13 protein-coding genes are annotated in these 16,192 nt (G+C 42.3%); 7 read left to right on the forward strand and 6 right to left on the reverse strand.

Annotated features, from left to right (window positions below; all coding sequences use genetic code 11):
• Nucleotides 1–36: 36 nt before the first annotated feature.
• The 7 genes from BM386_RS21240 to BM386_RS21270 all read left to right on the forward strand — a co-directional run bounded on the left by BM386_RS21240 (nucleotide 37) and on the right by BM386_RS21270 (nucleotide 11,157).
• A complete protein-coding gene (locus tag BM386_RS21240; RefSeq protein ID WP_425285322.1) occupies nucleotides 37–3,567 on the forward strand; it encodes a SusC/RagA family TonB-linked outer membrane protein in 3,531 nt (1,176 codons plus the stop codon).
• Between the two features lie 11 nt (nucleotides 3,568–3,578).
• Nucleotides 3,579–5,096: a SusD/RagB family nutrient-binding outer membrane lipoprotein gene (locus tag BM386_RS21245; RefSeq protein WP_091697872.1), complete on the forward strand. Its 1,518-nt coding sequence runs from the start codon at nucleotides 3,579–3,581 to the stop codon at nucleotides 5,094–5,096.
• 61 nt (nucleotides 5,097–5,157) lie between these two features.
• Entirely contained in the window at nucleotides 5,158–6,090 is a 933-nt protein-coding gene (locus tag BM386_RS21250) for an RraA family protein (RefSeq protein WP_091697873.1), read from the forward strand.
• 24 nt (nucleotides 6,091–6,114) lie between these two features.
• Nucleotides 6,115–7,389, forward strand: a complete 1,275-nt coding sequence (locus BM386_RS21255) for a mandelate racemase/muconate lactonizing enzyme family protein (RefSeq protein ID WP_091697875.1) — start codon at nucleotides 6,115–6,117, stop codon at nucleotides 7,387–7,389.
• 61 nt (nucleotides 7,390–7,450) lie between these two features.
• Complete coding sequence (locus tag BM386_RS21260) at nucleotides 7,451–8,425, forward strand: RraA family protein (protein ID WP_091697877.1); 975 nt, start codon at nucleotides 7,451–7,453, stop codon at nucleotides 8,423–8,425.
• Nucleotides 8,426–8,478: 53 nt separating this feature from the next.
• Complete coding sequence (locus BM386_RS21265) at nucleotides 8,479–9,963, forward strand: mandelate racemase/muconate lactonizing enzyme family protein (RefSeq protein WP_091697879.1); 1,485 nt, start codon at nucleotides 8,479–8,481, stop codon at nucleotides 9,961–9,963.
• 96 nt (nucleotides 9,964–10,059) lie between these two features.
• A complete protein-coding gene (locus BM386_RS21270) occupies nucleotides 10,060–11,157 on the forward strand; it encodes a bile acid:sodium symporter family protein (RefSeq protein ID WP_091697881.1) in 1,098 nt (365 codons plus the stop codon).
• Nucleotides 11,158–11,267: 110 nt separating this feature from the next.
• On the opposite strand, the gene BM386_RS21275 is transcribed toward BM386_RS21270, so the two are convergent.
• From BM386_RS21275 to BM386_RS21300, 6 genes are all read right to left on the reverse strand, one after another.
• Entirely contained in the window at nucleotides 11,268–12,041 is a 774-nt protein-coding gene (locus BM386_RS21275; protein ID WP_091697883.1) for a YoaK family protein, read from the reverse strand.
• 4 nt (nucleotides 12,042–12,045) lie between these two features.
• Nucleotides 12,046–12,510 (reverse strand): hypothetical protein, encoded by a 465-nt coding sequence (locus BM386_RS21280; RefSeq protein WP_091697885.1) that lies wholly within the window; start codon nucleotides 12,508–12,510, stop codon nucleotides 12,046–12,048.
• An 11-nt stretch (nucleotides 12,511–12,521) separates the two neighbouring features.
• Complete coding sequence (locus BM386_RS21285; RefSeq protein WP_091697886.1) at nucleotides 12,522–13,037, reverse strand: hypothetical protein; 516 nt, start codon at nucleotides 13,035–13,037, stop codon at nucleotides 12,522–12,524.
• A 112-nt stretch (nucleotides 13,038–13,149) separates the two neighbouring features.
• Nucleotides 13,150–14,526 carry a sensor histidine kinase gene (locus tag BM386_RS21290; protein WP_091697888.1) on the reverse strand — a complete coding sequence of 459 codons (1,377 nt, stop codon included), beginning with the start codon at nucleotides 14,524–14,526 and terminating at the stop codon, nucleotides 13,150–13,152.
• A 312-nt stretch (nucleotides 14,527–14,838) separates the two neighbouring features.
• On the reverse strand, nucleotides 14,839–15,531 hold the full coding sequence (locus tag BM386_RS21295; protein WP_091697890.1) for a response regulator transcription factor: 693 nt from the start codon (nucleotides 15,529–15,531) through the stop codon (nucleotides 14,839–14,841).
• A 26-nt stretch (nucleotides 15,532–15,557) separates the two neighbouring features.
• Nucleotides 15,558–15,977, reverse strand: a complete 420-nt coding sequence (locus tag BM386_RS21300) for a nuclear transport factor 2 family protein (protein ID WP_091697892.1) — start codon at nucleotides 15,975–15,977, stop codon at nucleotides 15,558–15,560.
• Between the last annotated feature and the right edge of the window lie 215 nt (nucleotides 15,978–16,192).

A 16,192-nucleotide genomic window follows, 5' to 3' on the forward strand; every position in this document is an offset into this window, starting at 1 on the left:
TGTTCTATTCCCCAAATAACCTAAAAACCTCTAAGCATGAAAAAGATCTTACTATTCATGTGTCTAGCCTGCTCGATCTCATGGGATGCGCTTCCGCAAACCATAGATTTACTAGCGTCAGGACGGACTCTTAACCCTGCTGGAAACGCCAGCAAAAATTATGATGATTTACACAAAAGCCTGAGTAAGCTGGAGAAAGACTTTAGTGTCTCCATCGCGTATCAGGATGAGTTGGTCCGGGAAAAGAAAATCCGGACAAAGACAGAATCTTTCGAATCTGTGGAGCAAGGTCTTACCTCACTACTGCAAGGTACAGGCCTGAAGTATGAGAAAGCAGCTGAACGCTTTTACATAATCTCTCCAAAGAAAGCGAATACCAATACTTTACTCATTCCATCTGAATCAACACAGTTGAGTAAAATCTCCGCCGGACCATCCATGGCAAGTAACGCTAGGAAGGTGGCAGAACAATCCAAATCCCAGCTAAGAAGAATCGAAGTGGGAGGCAAAGTGACAGATGAGAATGGTCAAGGATTTCCAGGTGTAAACGTATTGCTGAAGGGGACCTCTGTAGGGGCTGTTACTGATGTGCAGGGCGATTTTGTGATCAATGTAGCTGATGAGAATTCTGTTTTGGTTTTTTCATTCGTGGGATACATGGACCAGGAAGTGAGAGTTGGAAATCAGACTGTATTCACTATTTCCATGCAGGTGGATGAAAGCAATCTGGAAGAAGTGGTGGTGACGGCTCTAGGCATCGAAAAGACGGCAAAAAGTCTTGGTTACGCTACTTCCACTGTGAAATCAGATGAGCTCACGATCAACCGAACTCCCAATGTAATGAATGCGCTGCAGGGAAAAGTAGCAGGTGTTTCCATCTCAGCTTTAGGGACGGGTCCTGGCGGAACTTCAAAAATCAGAATCCGTGGACAATCCTCGATTTCCGGTCAAAACAATCCGCTGATTGTAGTCAATGGTGTTCCGATTGATAACACCAATTTTGGATCTAAACCTGGAAACAATGCTTCCGATAGCAGTATAGGAACCCGTGGTGGCGGAAATACTTCCGATGGTGGAGATGGACTTTCCAGTATCAATCCTGATGATGTAGAGTCGATGACCATACTTAAAGGAGCTGCTGCTGCTGCGCTTTACGGTTCCCGTGCCAAAGACGGGGTGATCATGATCACCACTAAAAGCAAGAATGACACGAGAGGAATAGGAGTGACTTATAACCTCAATTATACCAATGAAGCCCCACTCGATTTTACTGATTACCAATATGAATATGGACAGGGTGAGCAAGGTGTAAGACCTACTACACCCAATCCAACTTCGGGGCAATGGTCTTTTGGTGAGAAATTCGAGCCAGGAATGACACAGATGCTTTTTGACGGAGTGACTGTTCCCTACGTACCAGTAAAAGGAATTATAAATGATTTCTTCCGGAATGGACAGAACGTAACTAACTCGATCACCTTAGCTACTTCTACAGAAAAAGGAGGTCTTAGCCTGTCTTTCTCTGACCTGAACAGTAAAGGGATTGTGCCTAACAATACGTATAACAGGAAGACGATCAATTTGGGATTTGGCTATGATCTGACGCCTAAATTCAGCTTCAGAGGTAACTTCAATTACTCTTTCGAAAAGAATACCAATCCTCCAAATATAGGCGAGCAGGACAATACCATTCCAGTTGCGCTCTATAACATGGCCAATTCTATGCCTCTGGATGTATTGAGGGACAATCGCTACGATGCAAATGGAAACGAAGCGGTCTATTCCAGATTCAGAAACAGGACAAATCCTTATTTCACACTTTCTGATCAATTCCAGAATATCAAGCGGGACAGGATTTTCGGAAATGTAGCCTTGAAATACAAAATCAACGACTGGCTATTTGTCCAAGGAAGAGTAGGACAGGATTATTGGTCTAGAGATCAGGATTACAACAACTTCCCAACAGGCCAAGCCTCAAGGGCTGCTGCTCCTGCAGGATTTGTGAACGGCGTGTACACACAAGATCAGCGGAGGTTCAGAGAGATCAATACAGATTTCCTCATCAATGCGAACAAGCAATTCGGAGATCTGAGCGTAAATGCAAATTTCGGTGGTAATCACATGCAGCGCATGTCAGAACTAAATAGTGTACAGGTGACGGATTTCGTGGTAAGAGGTCTTTACACTGTCCAAAACGGCAGAGCTAAAGATCCACTTTATGATCTGAATGAGCGTGCTGTGAATTCCCTTTATGGATCTGCAGAATTCTCTTACAAAGATAAATTGTTTCTAACTGGAACGGTCAGAAATGATTGGTTCTCCACTTTATCAGAAGCCAATAGAAGCATCATATATCCATCCGTATCTGCAAGCTGGGTCTTTTCTGAGAATTTTAATCCAACCGGTTGGTTGAATTTCGGTAAGCTTAGAGCAGCCTATGCGGAAGTAGGATCCGATGCAGACGTGGGAGCCTATTCCAATGTGCTTTTCTACGGAATCAATAATAACCTTTTTGGCGGTCAACCTGTAGGAGGGCCTATCGGAACGAATCTACCCAATCCGAACCTTCGCCCGATGCGGATAGGAGAAGCAGAAATTGGATTAGAATTGAGCATGTTTCAAGGTAGAGTAAGCCTTGATATGGCAGCTTATAGAAAGTTGACTACCGATCAGATCGTAAGTGCACAGATTTCGGACGCTTCTGGCTTCGTGAACACCTCAATCAACAGTGGTCAAAGTGAAAACAAAGGAATCGAGATGCTCCTCACTTTAGTTCCTGTCGAGAATGATAAGTTTACTTGGGAGATTACTTCCAATGCAGCTTACAACAAAACCAAAGTACTAAGCCTACTCACAGATACTCCCGGAGAGCGGATTACAGTGGGAACCCACGTGTTCAACGGAGAATTACGGCAGATCGTGGGAATGGAAATGGGGCAAGTTGCAGGTTTTGGCTATAGACGGGATGAGCAGGGAAGAAAGATTTTCGGTGCCAATGGACTTCCGCTTCGTACTCCAGACCTTGTCAATTTCGGAAGTGCATTACCCAATTGGGTAGGAGGGATTAATAACTCCTTCAATTACAAAGGTGTGATGCTTTCTTTCCTAATCGATTTCAAACTTGGAAATGTCATGCTTTCAGGTACCAATTTCAACGCCACCCGACATGGGCTTCATAAGATGACTTTGGAAGGAAGAGAGGGCGGAGTAGTAGGTGATGGAGTAAATGAAGCAGGCGAAATTAATACTGTGGTTGCGCCAGTGCAATCGTATTGGGAAGTGGTTAGATCTCAGGCATTAGTGGAGCCAGTTGTTTATGACGGAGGTTATTGGAAGTTACGGCAAATTACCTTGGGCTATGACTTTACGAAGCATTTACCAGAAAACCAGCCTTTCCAATCAGTGAAGCTGAATTTCGTAGCCAACAATGTCTTCATGATAAAGAAATGGGTTGACAATATCGACCCCGAATCCTTCGGATATTCATCGGATAACTTGGTTGGAATGGAGTCCACAGGCCTTCCATCTACCCGAGGTTTAGGTTTCAATCTGAATGTCAAATTTTAACCCATCTAGCCATGAAAAAGATAAATAAATACCTACTAATCATACTTGTGGTACTGTATTCATCGGCTTGCGATAGCAATTTCGACGAACTCAATACCAATAAAGTAAGTGCTACGGCGATTGATCCGGCATTTCAGTTAAATGCCGCAATCGTTGGCTGTGCCTACCCAAATGGAAGCTTAGTCTATGATATTGGGATAGTGCAGCAAATAGTCACTCCTAACTCCGGACTGGTATCCGGTGCCAATTACAACCAGGATAACAGAACTTTGACTCAGGAGCTCTGGCAGGGATATTACAGGAATGTGATTAAAAATACCAGTGATGTAATCATACAAGTCCAAGATGATCCTGCCCGGGCTAATTTGAAGAATATGACCAGAATCATCCAGGCTTTTGCCTTTATGGTGTTGACAGATGATTATGGAAGCATTCCCTATTTCCAAGGAGGAAAAGGCTATTCGGAACAGATTTACCTTCCTGCCTATGACTCCCAAGAGGCTATTTACGATGATTTAATCAATGAACTAACTGAAGCTACTGCTGCTTTGGATCCATCTGGGCCATTAGAGGCTGCTGATATTCTCTATGGCGGTGACCTGGACAAATGGAAGAATTTTGGTTATTCACTTCTTTTGAGAGCTGGAATGCGGCTGAGTGAAGTAAATCCGACCAAAGCTGCACAAGTGGTGCAGACTGCCGTGCAGGGTGGGGTTATTTTGACAAATGACGAAAATGCCAGAATCAACCATGATGCAAACTACACCAACCCAATCGGTAATTTTCTAAATGCGACTGAAGCTTCCAACTTCTACCTCACAAAGCCTTTCGTAGATTACCTGCGAAGCAATAATGATCCTCGACTTTCTGCCATTGCGGTCACTTATGTAGGAGCCAAATCAGGTCCAGAACAGACCGTGGCTAATCAAACCTATGATGCAAGTGTTCATCAAGGATTGCCGATGGGAAATGATAATGCTGGTGCCGTAAGTGCAGCTTCAGCTCTGGGACTTGCCAGTTTTTATGAATTTGCGCAAGCAGATAGAAGACGGGTGACCAAAAATACTGCTCCGAACTTTCTTGTAACTGCTTCGCAAAATTACTTGCTAATGGCAGAAGCCAGAGAAAGAGGATGGATCAGTAGCGGGACGGTAGAAGAGTATTACAATACCGGTGTGCGTGCACATATGGAGCAACTTGGTACAGTAGATGAAGCGTCAACTATTTCTACTTCGGAAATAAACCAATATCTCCAGCAAAACCCCTTTGACCAATCCATGGCATTGGAGCAGATCAACACGCAATATTGGGTTTCCAGTTTCCTGAATGGTCCTGAAGCATTTGCCAATTTCAGGAGATCCGGCTACCCGGAATTGACTCCAAATCCTTACCCAGGCAAAGAGGTGGAATTCATTAACCGATTAACTTATCCGAACTCTGAAATTTCTGTGAATTCAGTAAACGTCCAAGCAGCTATCTCTGCTCAAGGCGCGGACAATCTCGCAACCAAAGTTTGGTGGGACAAATAAAAATAGAACCGAGTCTGGAAAATTCAGGCTCGGTTCTTTTTAATTTTAGTTATATTCCAAAATGAACAAAACCTATATAACCCTATTGCTTCTATTCTTTTTTGGAATAGATTCTTTTGCACAGCAAATTTCCAAAGAGGAAATGCTATTTCTCACCCAAGAATGGAAGGGAGAAAGATTTGAAGATGGTCGCCCTAAAGTGTCTGATGACCTACTGAGGCGTATGAAAATCGTGACTCATGATGAAGCCTGGGCTGTCATGAAAAATGCAGGCTACAAGTATCAATATGCTGAAGGCTGGGAAATGATCAACCCGGACAGCATTATGGTAGGAAGGGCACTGACGGCTACGTTTATGCCAGGCAGGCCAGATATCCATGGGGCTATAGATGCCCGCGGAAAGGCTGAAGGAAAGAAAGGTCAGAATGTTTGGCCGGTGGATTTATTGGTAAAAGGAGATGTTTACGTCGCCGACCAATTTGGGATACACGATGGTGGGCCCACTATCGGTGATAACGTAGGCAATGCGATTTTTGCCAATTCAGGCAATGGAATAGTTTACAACGGTGCGATCAGAGACATCGCAGGGCTGAAAGAAATCGGGGGCTTTACTTCCTACTATCGCAGCTATCATCCTTCTCATCACAATCAACCAAGAGATTTGAATACCATGTTGATAGGCATCAATAAGCCTACAAAAATTGGTCAAGCTACCGTGATGGCAGGTGATGTTGTCTTAGGACGAGATGGTGCGGTGTCTTTTATTCCTGCACATCTAGTCGAGCAAGTTGTGGTGACTTCTGAAGTTGTCCGGCTGAGAGATATGTTTGGACATGAGCGAATCCGTGAGGGAAAATACACCGCTGGTGATATCGATACGAGATGGTCTGATGAAATAGAAAAAGACTTTTCTCAATGGCTTGAATCCCATATCGACGAATTGCCAATAGCACGGGAGCAAATTCAAGAAATACTCAAAAACAGAACCTGGTAAACTATATCAAAACCTAAAAAACCTATGAAATCTAAGAATTCAAGAAGATCCTTTTTACAAAAAAGTGCAGTTGCTGGCCTGACCGGTGCCGGCTTGATGGGGACTTTTGGTGGCCTCAATGAAGCTGTAGCCAAACAGAATCCTTACTCTAATCCTTCTGATCTGAAAATCACAGATGTAAAATGTGCCTACGTAAGGGGTGCAGTCTATGTCAAAATATACACCAACCAGGATGTGTGGGGTTGTGGAGAGGCGGTTGATGCCATCCAAGGAACCTATTACATGATCCAAAGAATGGGCAGACAGCTGAGAGGTCAAAACCCTCTCAATCCCAATCGTCTTGCCGAGCAAATCCGCAAAGGAGCATTTTTTGGAGGTGCACAATCCGGCGTATTTGTAGCGGTTTTGACTGCTGTAGAAACGGCCCTCTGGGATATTACCGGGAAAGTCTTTAACGTCCCTGTGTATCAATTACTGGGAGGGAAATTCAGGGATAAAATCCGTGTTTATTGCGACACAGCGCTTTATACCTCGACAAATCCTACTCCAAATGATTATGCCATGGCGGCAAGAAATGCAGTATCCAAAGGATATAACGCTGTGAAATTTGATGTGGATGATGCCAGAGATCCAAATAAATATGACCGATTCAACTGGACCGCAAGCCCAGCTGAAATAGAGCGAATGTACAATGCTATCGCGGCAGTGAGGGAAGAGGTGGGGCCAAATATAGATATCTGTGTGGATATGCACGGACGCTATGATGCCGTCACCGGGATGAAAATGGCAAAAGCTTATGAGCCATTGAACTTGATGTTCTTAGAAGAACCTATTCCTGCGGACAACCCCGAAATGTATAAGCACATTACCCAAGAAACTAGCACTCCTATCTGTGCGGGAGAAAATATCTATCTCGCCTATGGATTCACAAAATTACTGTCAGATGGAGCTTTGAATATCATCATGCCTGATTTGCAAAAGGCAGGTGGACTCGGCGAGGGGCAACGTATAGCCAATCTGGCAAACCTTTATTATGTGCCTTTTTCACCACATATGGTAGCTTCTTTTCTTGGAGCAATGGCTAGTTGCCATGTCTGTGCTTCTGTGCCCAACTTCCAGATCATGGAATGGCAAATCTACATGGACACAGATGACCTATGGAAAGACATCGTAACCTATGATGGACCAAGGACTGAAAATAGTTTTATCACAGTTTCTGAAAAACCAGGAATTGGAGTGGAAATCAACGAGGAAGGAATGAAAAAACACGCAGTTCCTGGAATTCCATTCTTTGAATAATCATGACAAAGGTTTGAATTCAGCATTGTAATGCGAATCAAAAACCATAAATCCTAACTACATGAACCCAATTTCATTACCTCAAAAGAAGATCAAGACTTCTCTCTTGATAGGTGCTCTTTCGTGCCTTTTTTTAATGCCCAAAATAGAGGCACAAGCTCAAAATGTAGGCGCTTCACCAGAATATATCAAAGCTTTAACGGCCGATTGGCAAGGTGAAAGATTTGCTGATGGAAGACCGAAGGTCTCTGATTCCATTCTGGAACGCCTAAAGAAAATCTCCATTGAAGAAGCTTGGGGCGTATTGCGCAACAAAGGCTATCAGAATCAATACGAAGGAGAATGGCAAATCATGCTTCCGGATGAAGCGATGACAGGTCGGGTGGTCACAGCGCAATACATGCCGCTTCGACCGGACTTGGAAAAGCAGGTGAAAGATCAAGGAGTGGAAAAGGAAGGGCGATCTCCCAAGGGAGGGACGAATTCTTGGCCTATCGATATTCTCTCCAACGGCGATGTTTATGTAGCCGATGGTTATGGGAAAATAGTTGACGGGACACTTATTGGCGATAATCTCGGAAATGCCATCTATGCCAAATCCCAGCGTGGAGTGATTTTCAACGGCTCTGTGAGAGATCAGGAAGGCTTATCAGAAATCGAAGGATTTAATGCCTGGATGAAAGGCCAGGATCCATCTTATATTCAGCAAATGATGTTGACTTCCATTAACTCTCCTATTAGAGTGGGACGTGCTACTGTTCTACCTGGCGATGTGGTTTTGGCCAAAAAGTACGGAGTGATTTTTATTCCGGCTTATTTGGTGGAGGAGCTGGTATTGACTTCAGAAGTAACCGGGTTAAGAGATGAATTTGGTCACCAGAGACTTCGTGAAGGTAAGTATCTCGCCGGCCAGATTGATAGCCAGTGGACCGAGGAAATCAAAAAGGACTTTTTGGATTGGCTGAATAATTATCCAGGAAAACTGCCCATGACCAAAGAGGAATTGGATAATTACCTCAAAGAGCGGAATTATTAATTCATTTTCCCTTCAAATCGAATATACTCAATAACCCAATAACCCATTTTACCATGAAAAACACCCTAAAACACCTCATTCAAAAGAATAAGGAGCGAGAGCGTGCTTACACCGCTCAGCGTCAAGCTGAAATTGATAACCCATTTACCAAAGACAATAGGAGAGATTTTTTGAAAAAAACAGCGCTTGGTGGCTTGAGTTTATCTGCCTTGATGGGACTTAGTATAGAAGACACCATGGCCGAAACGACTAAAAATGTACGTCGTGCGTCTGCACCTTCTGATCTAAAAATCACTGATTTGCGCTATGCCCTCACCAATGTGATGAACGGTACAGCCATCATCCGTATAGATACCAATCAGGGGATCTACGGCTTGGGTGAGGTAAGGGACGGGGCAGATCCTAAGTATGCGTTGATGCTGAAAAGCAGGATACTGGGAGAAAACCCTTGCAATGTAGAGAAGCTCTTCAAAATCATCAAACAATTTGGTGGGCAATCAAGGCAAGCTGGGGGCGTATGTGCAGTGGAAATGGCCCTGTGGGATCTATGTGGCAAAGCTTACAATGTTCCTGCTTGGCAGTTGCTTGGGGGACGATATCGCGATTCTGTGAGGCTATATGCCGATACTCCCGAGGCAGATTCTCCAGAGGAGCAACTTAAACTAATCAAATACAGAACTGAAGAACAAGGATATACTTGGCTGAAAATGGACGTTTCCATCGGTGAGATCATGGATATTCCAGGTTGTATCGTCAATCCTGAGATTTTCAAAATGGGAAAAAGTCAGTGGCAAGGAGGCTATATGTCATATGCCAACACGGCTCATCCATTCACAGGAGTGCAGATCACGGAAAAAGGACTGGATGAACTCGCCAAAATCGTGGATCATGTACGTGGTATGGTAGGCTATGATATTCCTATTTCTACTGATCATTACGGTCACTTTGATCTCAATAACTGTATCAGACTAGGACAGGCATTGGATAAGTACCGCCTAGCATGGTTAGAGGACATGGTGCCGTGGCAGATGTGGCAGCAGCATAAGACGATCACCGATGCTTTGAATACGCCTACCACCACAGGAGAGGATATTTACCTTCTGGAGTATTTCAAAGACCTAATCGATAATCATGCAGTGGATATTGTTCATCCGGATTTGGCTTCATCAGGTGGGCTTTTGGAGACAAAAAAAATAGCTGATTACGCAGAAGAAAAAGGAATTGGTATGGCGATGCACCAAGCTGGAACTCCGGTTTCTTTTATGGCGAATGTGCATTGCGCGGCTGCTACTCAAAATTTCCTGGCCTTGGAACATCACTCGGTAGATATACCTTGGTGGGAAGATCTAGTGACCATGACAGGTGGAGGCAAAATGATAGACAAAGGTTACGCCCCTGTACCGTTAGATGCGCCAGGTTTAGGGATTGAGCTGAATGAGGAAGTGATAAAAGCACATCTTCATCCGTCGGATAGCTCTTATTTTGCACCTACCGATATGTGGAATGAAAAGCGTTCTCACGATAGAACCTATAGTTAAGAATACCTATTTTACTTATTGTTAAAGGACCCGGAGATTTGTATTTAACTGGTTTTCGGGTCATTTTAAAAAAGCTTTCACCAAAAACAATATATTTTGAATCCAAAAATCACCAAAGCTCTTTCTATTCTCAGCGGCGTTTTATTCATTGCTGCGCTTGCTGTCAGTCTCTTCGTTGATATTTCAAAAGGAGGATTCTTGTGGATCGGTTTTTTCTTTATCTGTGCGATTGCCTTTTTAGGGATTCCTAAGCTCAAGGGATATGCATACTCTATGATGATTTTTGGTTCAGTAGCTTTGGCACTATATTTCCCGCAGTATTTCCAAGAATACAATGGCTTCAAATTTAGTGTACTGATTGTTCCCTTGATTCAAATTATCATGTTTGGCATGGGCACATCTATGAGTATCAAGGATTTTCTCGGTGTAATCAAAATGCCCAAAGGAGTGCTGATTGGTGTTCTTTGTCAATTTTCAATTATGCCATTCATCGGGTTTACACTAGCAAATTTGAGTGGGTTTCCGCCTGAAATTGCCGCTGGAATTATACTGATCGGATGCTCTCCAAGTGGTATGGCTTCCAATGTGATGGCGTTTCTAGCCAGAGCCAATTTGGCGCTGTCAATCACCGTCACTTCAGTCACCACCTTACTAGCTCCTTTCGTCACCCCATTTTTGATGGGATGGCTTGCTGGTGAATTTGTTGCGATTGATGTGCTTGACATGATGTTTAGCATTGTCAAAATGGTCATTATCCCGATTGGAGCAGGACTACTCTTCAATTATTTCCTTCGTGGCAAAGCCAAGTGGCTGGATGATCTCATGCCTATAATTTCAATGGCTGCCATCGCCTTGATTTTGATAGTGATAGTAGCGGCTGGTAGGGATAGCCTTCTGGATATCGGGCCACTATTAATTGTGTTGGTAATTGCTCATAATCTATTTGGCTATTTACTAGGTTACTGGGCGAGTAGGTTATTTAGGCTCAGCGAAAAAGATTGTAGAACTATCGCGATAGAAGTGGGGATGCAAAATGGAGGTCTTGCCTCTGGTATAGCAAAGGAAATGGGAAAAATCGCAACAGTTGGTCTTGCACCCGCTGTATTTGGTCCGTTTATGAATGTGAGTGGTTCTATACTCGCTTCCTATTGGCATAAAAAGCCTATTCCAGATGAAACAATTGATAATTCTTAGCTAAAAAAAGAGACAGTCCCACTAATCGGACTGTCTTTTTCTAGTTTTCAAAACCTTTATGATAAGCTGTTTAATTTGGGTGACTTCACAACTCCTTTTAGTCTATTTTGTTATGGATTAGAAAGTTGAGGTGCTTGCCTTTTAATGATTTTTCTGTAGTAGGGTTGTTTTCTCTGAAGCAAACTATTCATTTTTAACCTATAGAAATCATACCCTATCACAATCACTAAAAAGATACATACGATATAAAATACATTATAGGCTATGGTGAGATAAATATATCCTGCCGAAATGCCCCCGGCTAAGTAGGAAGTCATGATTGTCAACAGTAGCTTCCACTTATTTCTCAAGTGTGGATTTTCTCTATTTTCTTTTTTAGTAAAAAGCGACGCAAGTATGCCCAAGTCAGTCGTTAACCCTGTTAGGTGGGTGGTTTTGACTGCTGAATTTGATATAGTCGCGGTAAGCCCGTTTTGTATGCCCATGGCAAAAAGCATCGCGCTCACCATCAGTTCAGTTTCCAGTAAGGTCTCCTTGTAGTAAAATTGAATATAAGTGCCTACCACTAACAAGCAAATGATCTCCAATACGATAGGGATAGAATGAGCTAAGTATGCCTTTTCCTTTTTGAAATTAATTACGATCAGGTTTGAAGTGAAATTCCCTAAGAAGAACAAACCAATCCAGCCAAAAACTACCAGAGCCTGATACCAATTGCCATGAGAAATTTCCTGGGCTAGAATAGCGTAATGACCTGTTACATTGGAGGTGAAAGCGAAGAAAATAATCACAGAGATCACGTTTACCATGCCTGCAGAAAATGCAGTCAGAGCACCGAGTTGAATATTTTCTTTGACTGTCCGATCTCTGTATCTACTAATCATTTTCCTAGGTATTGATTTTTTCGAAAGTCATTTTGACTATACCTCTCACCTGCATGTCAAAATTGAAGTGTAATATCATACGATCTGCACTGAGTTCCTGGATTTCATAATGCTCCATTAGGTCAGATCCATCGATTTGAAGAATGTTTCCTCGGCCTTTAAGCGTCCAGTGAAAGCATTTTTTGCTGTCAGATCCTTGCATTTCCACTGTTTCATCCTCTGTGAATTTCCAGGTTTCAGCCTTATGTATGATGAGGTTTTGGCTGATTTGATCTTTGATATGGTCTGTAATCATATAGTCAAAGCTGCTGTCCGCTTTACGTGTGGAATCCAGTTTTTCATATTCCCATGAAACTTCCTTCCATTCTCCCAGAATGCTGTCACTGGGAGTTTTCTGAAATGATAGCAGTGTAAAATATACTACCACCACTAGGGTAAATATCGTCAGGTAGAGGTAGGTAGATTTCACGGTTTTATAGATTAATGGGCGATTTGTCCATGGGTGAAAAACAAGGATGAGATTTCGTTTTTTTGATTTTCTGAATTTTCTAGTGAAACAGTATTCCAATTAACTTCGAAGAGTTGTGTTTTACTTTTGGTGAAAAAGGGAATTAGGTTGAAACTATTCCTGTTTTTCAATTTAAGTTTATAGTTTCTTGGGATATAGGCTTCAGTGACTTTGTTGCCTTCTAAGTAATTTTCAAATGCATTTTGGTTTGTCCCACTGAAAATGTCAATCGACATTTGATCTATAATGCTTTCGTATTTCGCCAGAAGCATTTTGCAGCTGCATTTGAATTCTTCATTTTCCAAAACTTCAAGTATTTGCCCTTTGGAATAAAAAAGTAATTCAGTGATGGAAGAGGAAGTCCACTGACCATACACTAGGATTATTCTTAGCTTTTCGGTTGTATTCGAGTTATTTTCTAAGGCCGTCTTTGCAAGATTCAGGGATTCTACTGTAAAGTCGGTCGGTATTAAGATAGTCTTGGCCATAGCTGCTGTATTTTGAATTCAACAGAGGCCAATTTATCTTCGGAGTATTAGAATGGACTAAGGATGAGATTAAGATCTAATTAGAGTTTATAGCCCTGAAATTAGAATTAGATTAGAGAACAAAGTCTCCTTTAGGTAAATGGATCTCCACAGTGGTGCCTTTGTTCAGCGTAGAACTCACCCTCAATTCCCCATCGTGGATACGGATAATATTTCGTGCCAAAGGCAGGCCGATTCCATGTCCCTCATGATTTTTGGTGTTTGAAGCTCTGAAATAGGGATCATAGATGTAGTCTATTTCATCAGAAGGAATCCCTATTCCATTGTCCTTGACGATAATAATAATGGAGCCGTCCATGACCGCCAAAGCGATGTTTACTGTCTGACCATCAGAGTATTTGCAGGCATTCAGGACTATATTGGATACTGCTAGATGGAGAAGCTGCTCATTTCCCAAGACTTTTAGCAAGAGAGGGTTTTCGGGCAACAGACTGAAATCCAGTGAGATTTTGTTTTTAGTCTGGATTTTCTCCACAGTTTCTTTGACATCCAGGATTAGCTGATCCATCCGTACCTTTCCAAATTTTTGCCTTTTGCCATCGAAGCCCGTTTGGGCCAGCAACAAAAGCGCCTGCGTTTTTTTCTGAAGCTTTTCTGCTTCGTCTAGGATAGCATTAAGTGATTCTATGTAGTCTTCGGGTTTTCTGAGCTTTGACAGTGAGACGTCTGCTTCTCCGATTATAGAGGTTAGGGGGGTATTCAGCTCATGAGAAGCATTGCTGATAAAGTTTTTCTGGGTTTCGAAGGATGTCTCCAGCCTGTTCAGCATGTCATTGAAGGTCTGAGCTAGCTCCCGGACTGAGTCGTTGTTTTCGGGAACTTCCAGTCTCATATGAAGATTTTCAGAGCCAATTTTTTTCGTTTTCTTGATTATGTTTTGAATAGGTTCGATGATTTTCCTGGAGAACATGATAGAAAATACCACGATAAGCAAGAATGCGATGGCTAGTGATGTGAAAATAAGATTTCTGAGATAGGCGAGGTGATTAGCGATGAAATAATTCTCAGCAGATAAAATCACCAGGTGATTCTTTTGATCTGGAGTGGTATAGATTGTACCGTAGATAAAAACATTTTGCTGGCTATAAGTGCCGATCCCTTCAGTCACAACCTCATTTAGAAATGACTTGTTGTACTTATCAAGTCTTGGGTCGTTTACTACTGTTTCCTCGTTGATGTCTTCGAGAATAAGGTGTTGCTCATTGGTAAGCGGCTCCAGATAGTCTTGTCGCAATTGCTGTACTACATTACTGTCTTTTTGTTTTTCCAGTTCGATCTTTGCTGTAGCTATAGCTCTAATTTCCAGTCTTTTATAGAAGTCGGTGAAGGCAAATATGGAAATGGAATAATAGATAAACCCGCTGAAAAGCAGAGTATAACCAATGAAGGCAGTAAGCAGGATATAAATTATCTTGTTTTGAAGTTTCATTGGTTGGATTTTTTCTGAAAGTTTAAGTGTCTATCCCGCAGATGTTCGCAGAAAAGGTCGCAGATCGCCGCAGATCTTTGTAATGATTACTGTTCTTCTTTCATTTTCGTATGCAAAAATTAATTCATGAATCTGTCTAAGGATGTATTGATGTATTTCTCAATATGTAAATCTGCTTTTCTTCCAGTGAGGAAGCTAAAGCAAAATAGAACATGTTAAACTTTAGAATTGAGGCCGCTTCGGTCATCTGTCTTCCGACCAGATTAGCGAAGGATCTAAGGTAACTGGCATCATTGCTGGTAATCATATTTCTCAATATTCTTTCAACACATAGCCCATCCCTATCACCGTTTGAATCAGCTTTTGATCACCGTATTTGTCCATTTTTTTCCGTAGGTAATTGACGTAAACATCCACTACATTGGTGCCCATATCAAAATTAACCCCCCAAACTTCATGTAGCATATCCACTCGTGAAAGTACCTTCCGGGGATTTTTCATAAACATCAACAAGAGCCTAAACTCAGTGGAGGTCAGTGAGATTTCATGCTCATTGCGATGAACGGTCTTTTCAGTATCATTCAATACCAAATCTGCAAATCTATAGATATCACTGGAGGCTGTCTCTGGCTCTTCTGATTTTCCTCCTCTGCGCATTAGGGTTTTGATCCGAGCCAGTAGTTCTATAAATTTAAAGGGCTTGATCAGGTAGTCATCCGCCCCGGAATCCAGGCCGATGACTACATTTTCAGTGCTTCCCATGGCAGTGAGAAATAAAATAGGAACATCTGACTTTTGAAGCCGAATCTGCTTACATACTTCTAATCCATTTATGCTCGGGAGCATGATATCCAGAATTATCAAGTCAAATTGACTGTTCAGTGCAAGCTGAAGACCAAGGGTGCCATCCATCGCAATAGTGACTTCAAAGCCGTTTTCAGTCAGGCCTTTATTGATAAAACTACATACTCGGGTGTCATCTTCTACTAAAAGTATTTTTTTCAAAAGAAAGTCGGTTAGTAAGTAAAGTCTTAGCTCAGTTTATATGCCTGTCTGGCGATCAGTTTCCACTGGCTCTTCTCCTTTTGCCAGACTAGGATAACTCCGATTTTTATTGAATTTGATTTACCACCGTCAAGCACATCTGCGACTAAATTGTGGCGAACTATCGCTACATCTTTTTCTACCTGAATGGTTTGGTCTTCAAAAGAAACCGTTGCGAAATCTGATGCACCACTCACAAGAGCTTCAATAAACTGTGCCTGGTTTTCCAGTTTTCCGCTGGAATGTCCGTAGCTGAGGTGTATAGAGCTCAGTTCATTGAGGTTGGATACAGTGGGATCAATGAGTGCCAGTCGGAGTTTTTCTACCTGAGAGGCTACCTCTTTTTCAGCTTGCGCAAAGGCAAAAGTTACACAAAGAAAAAGGGCGAAGGTTAAAATGGTTTTCATAGGGTTTTGTGTTATTGAAAATCGGACTATTTGCAACCGCATAACTAAAGGATTGCAGTACAGTGTTAATGTACAAAAAATGGTGGTAGATTGGCTTTCAACACATCAATAAGTTGGTGGTAACCTACAGAAATGTTAGTATGATAAGGCCAGCGCGTAGAGGTGCGGTAAAGGATTGATTTCCGATGAGTTTGAAATCATCTTTTTCAAAGGTG

It is taken from the genome of Algoriphagus locisalis, from assembly GCF_900116615.1.
Lineage (GTDB): Bacteria > Bacteroidota > Bacteroidia > Cytophagales > Cyclobacteriaceae > Algoriphagus > Algoriphagus locisalis.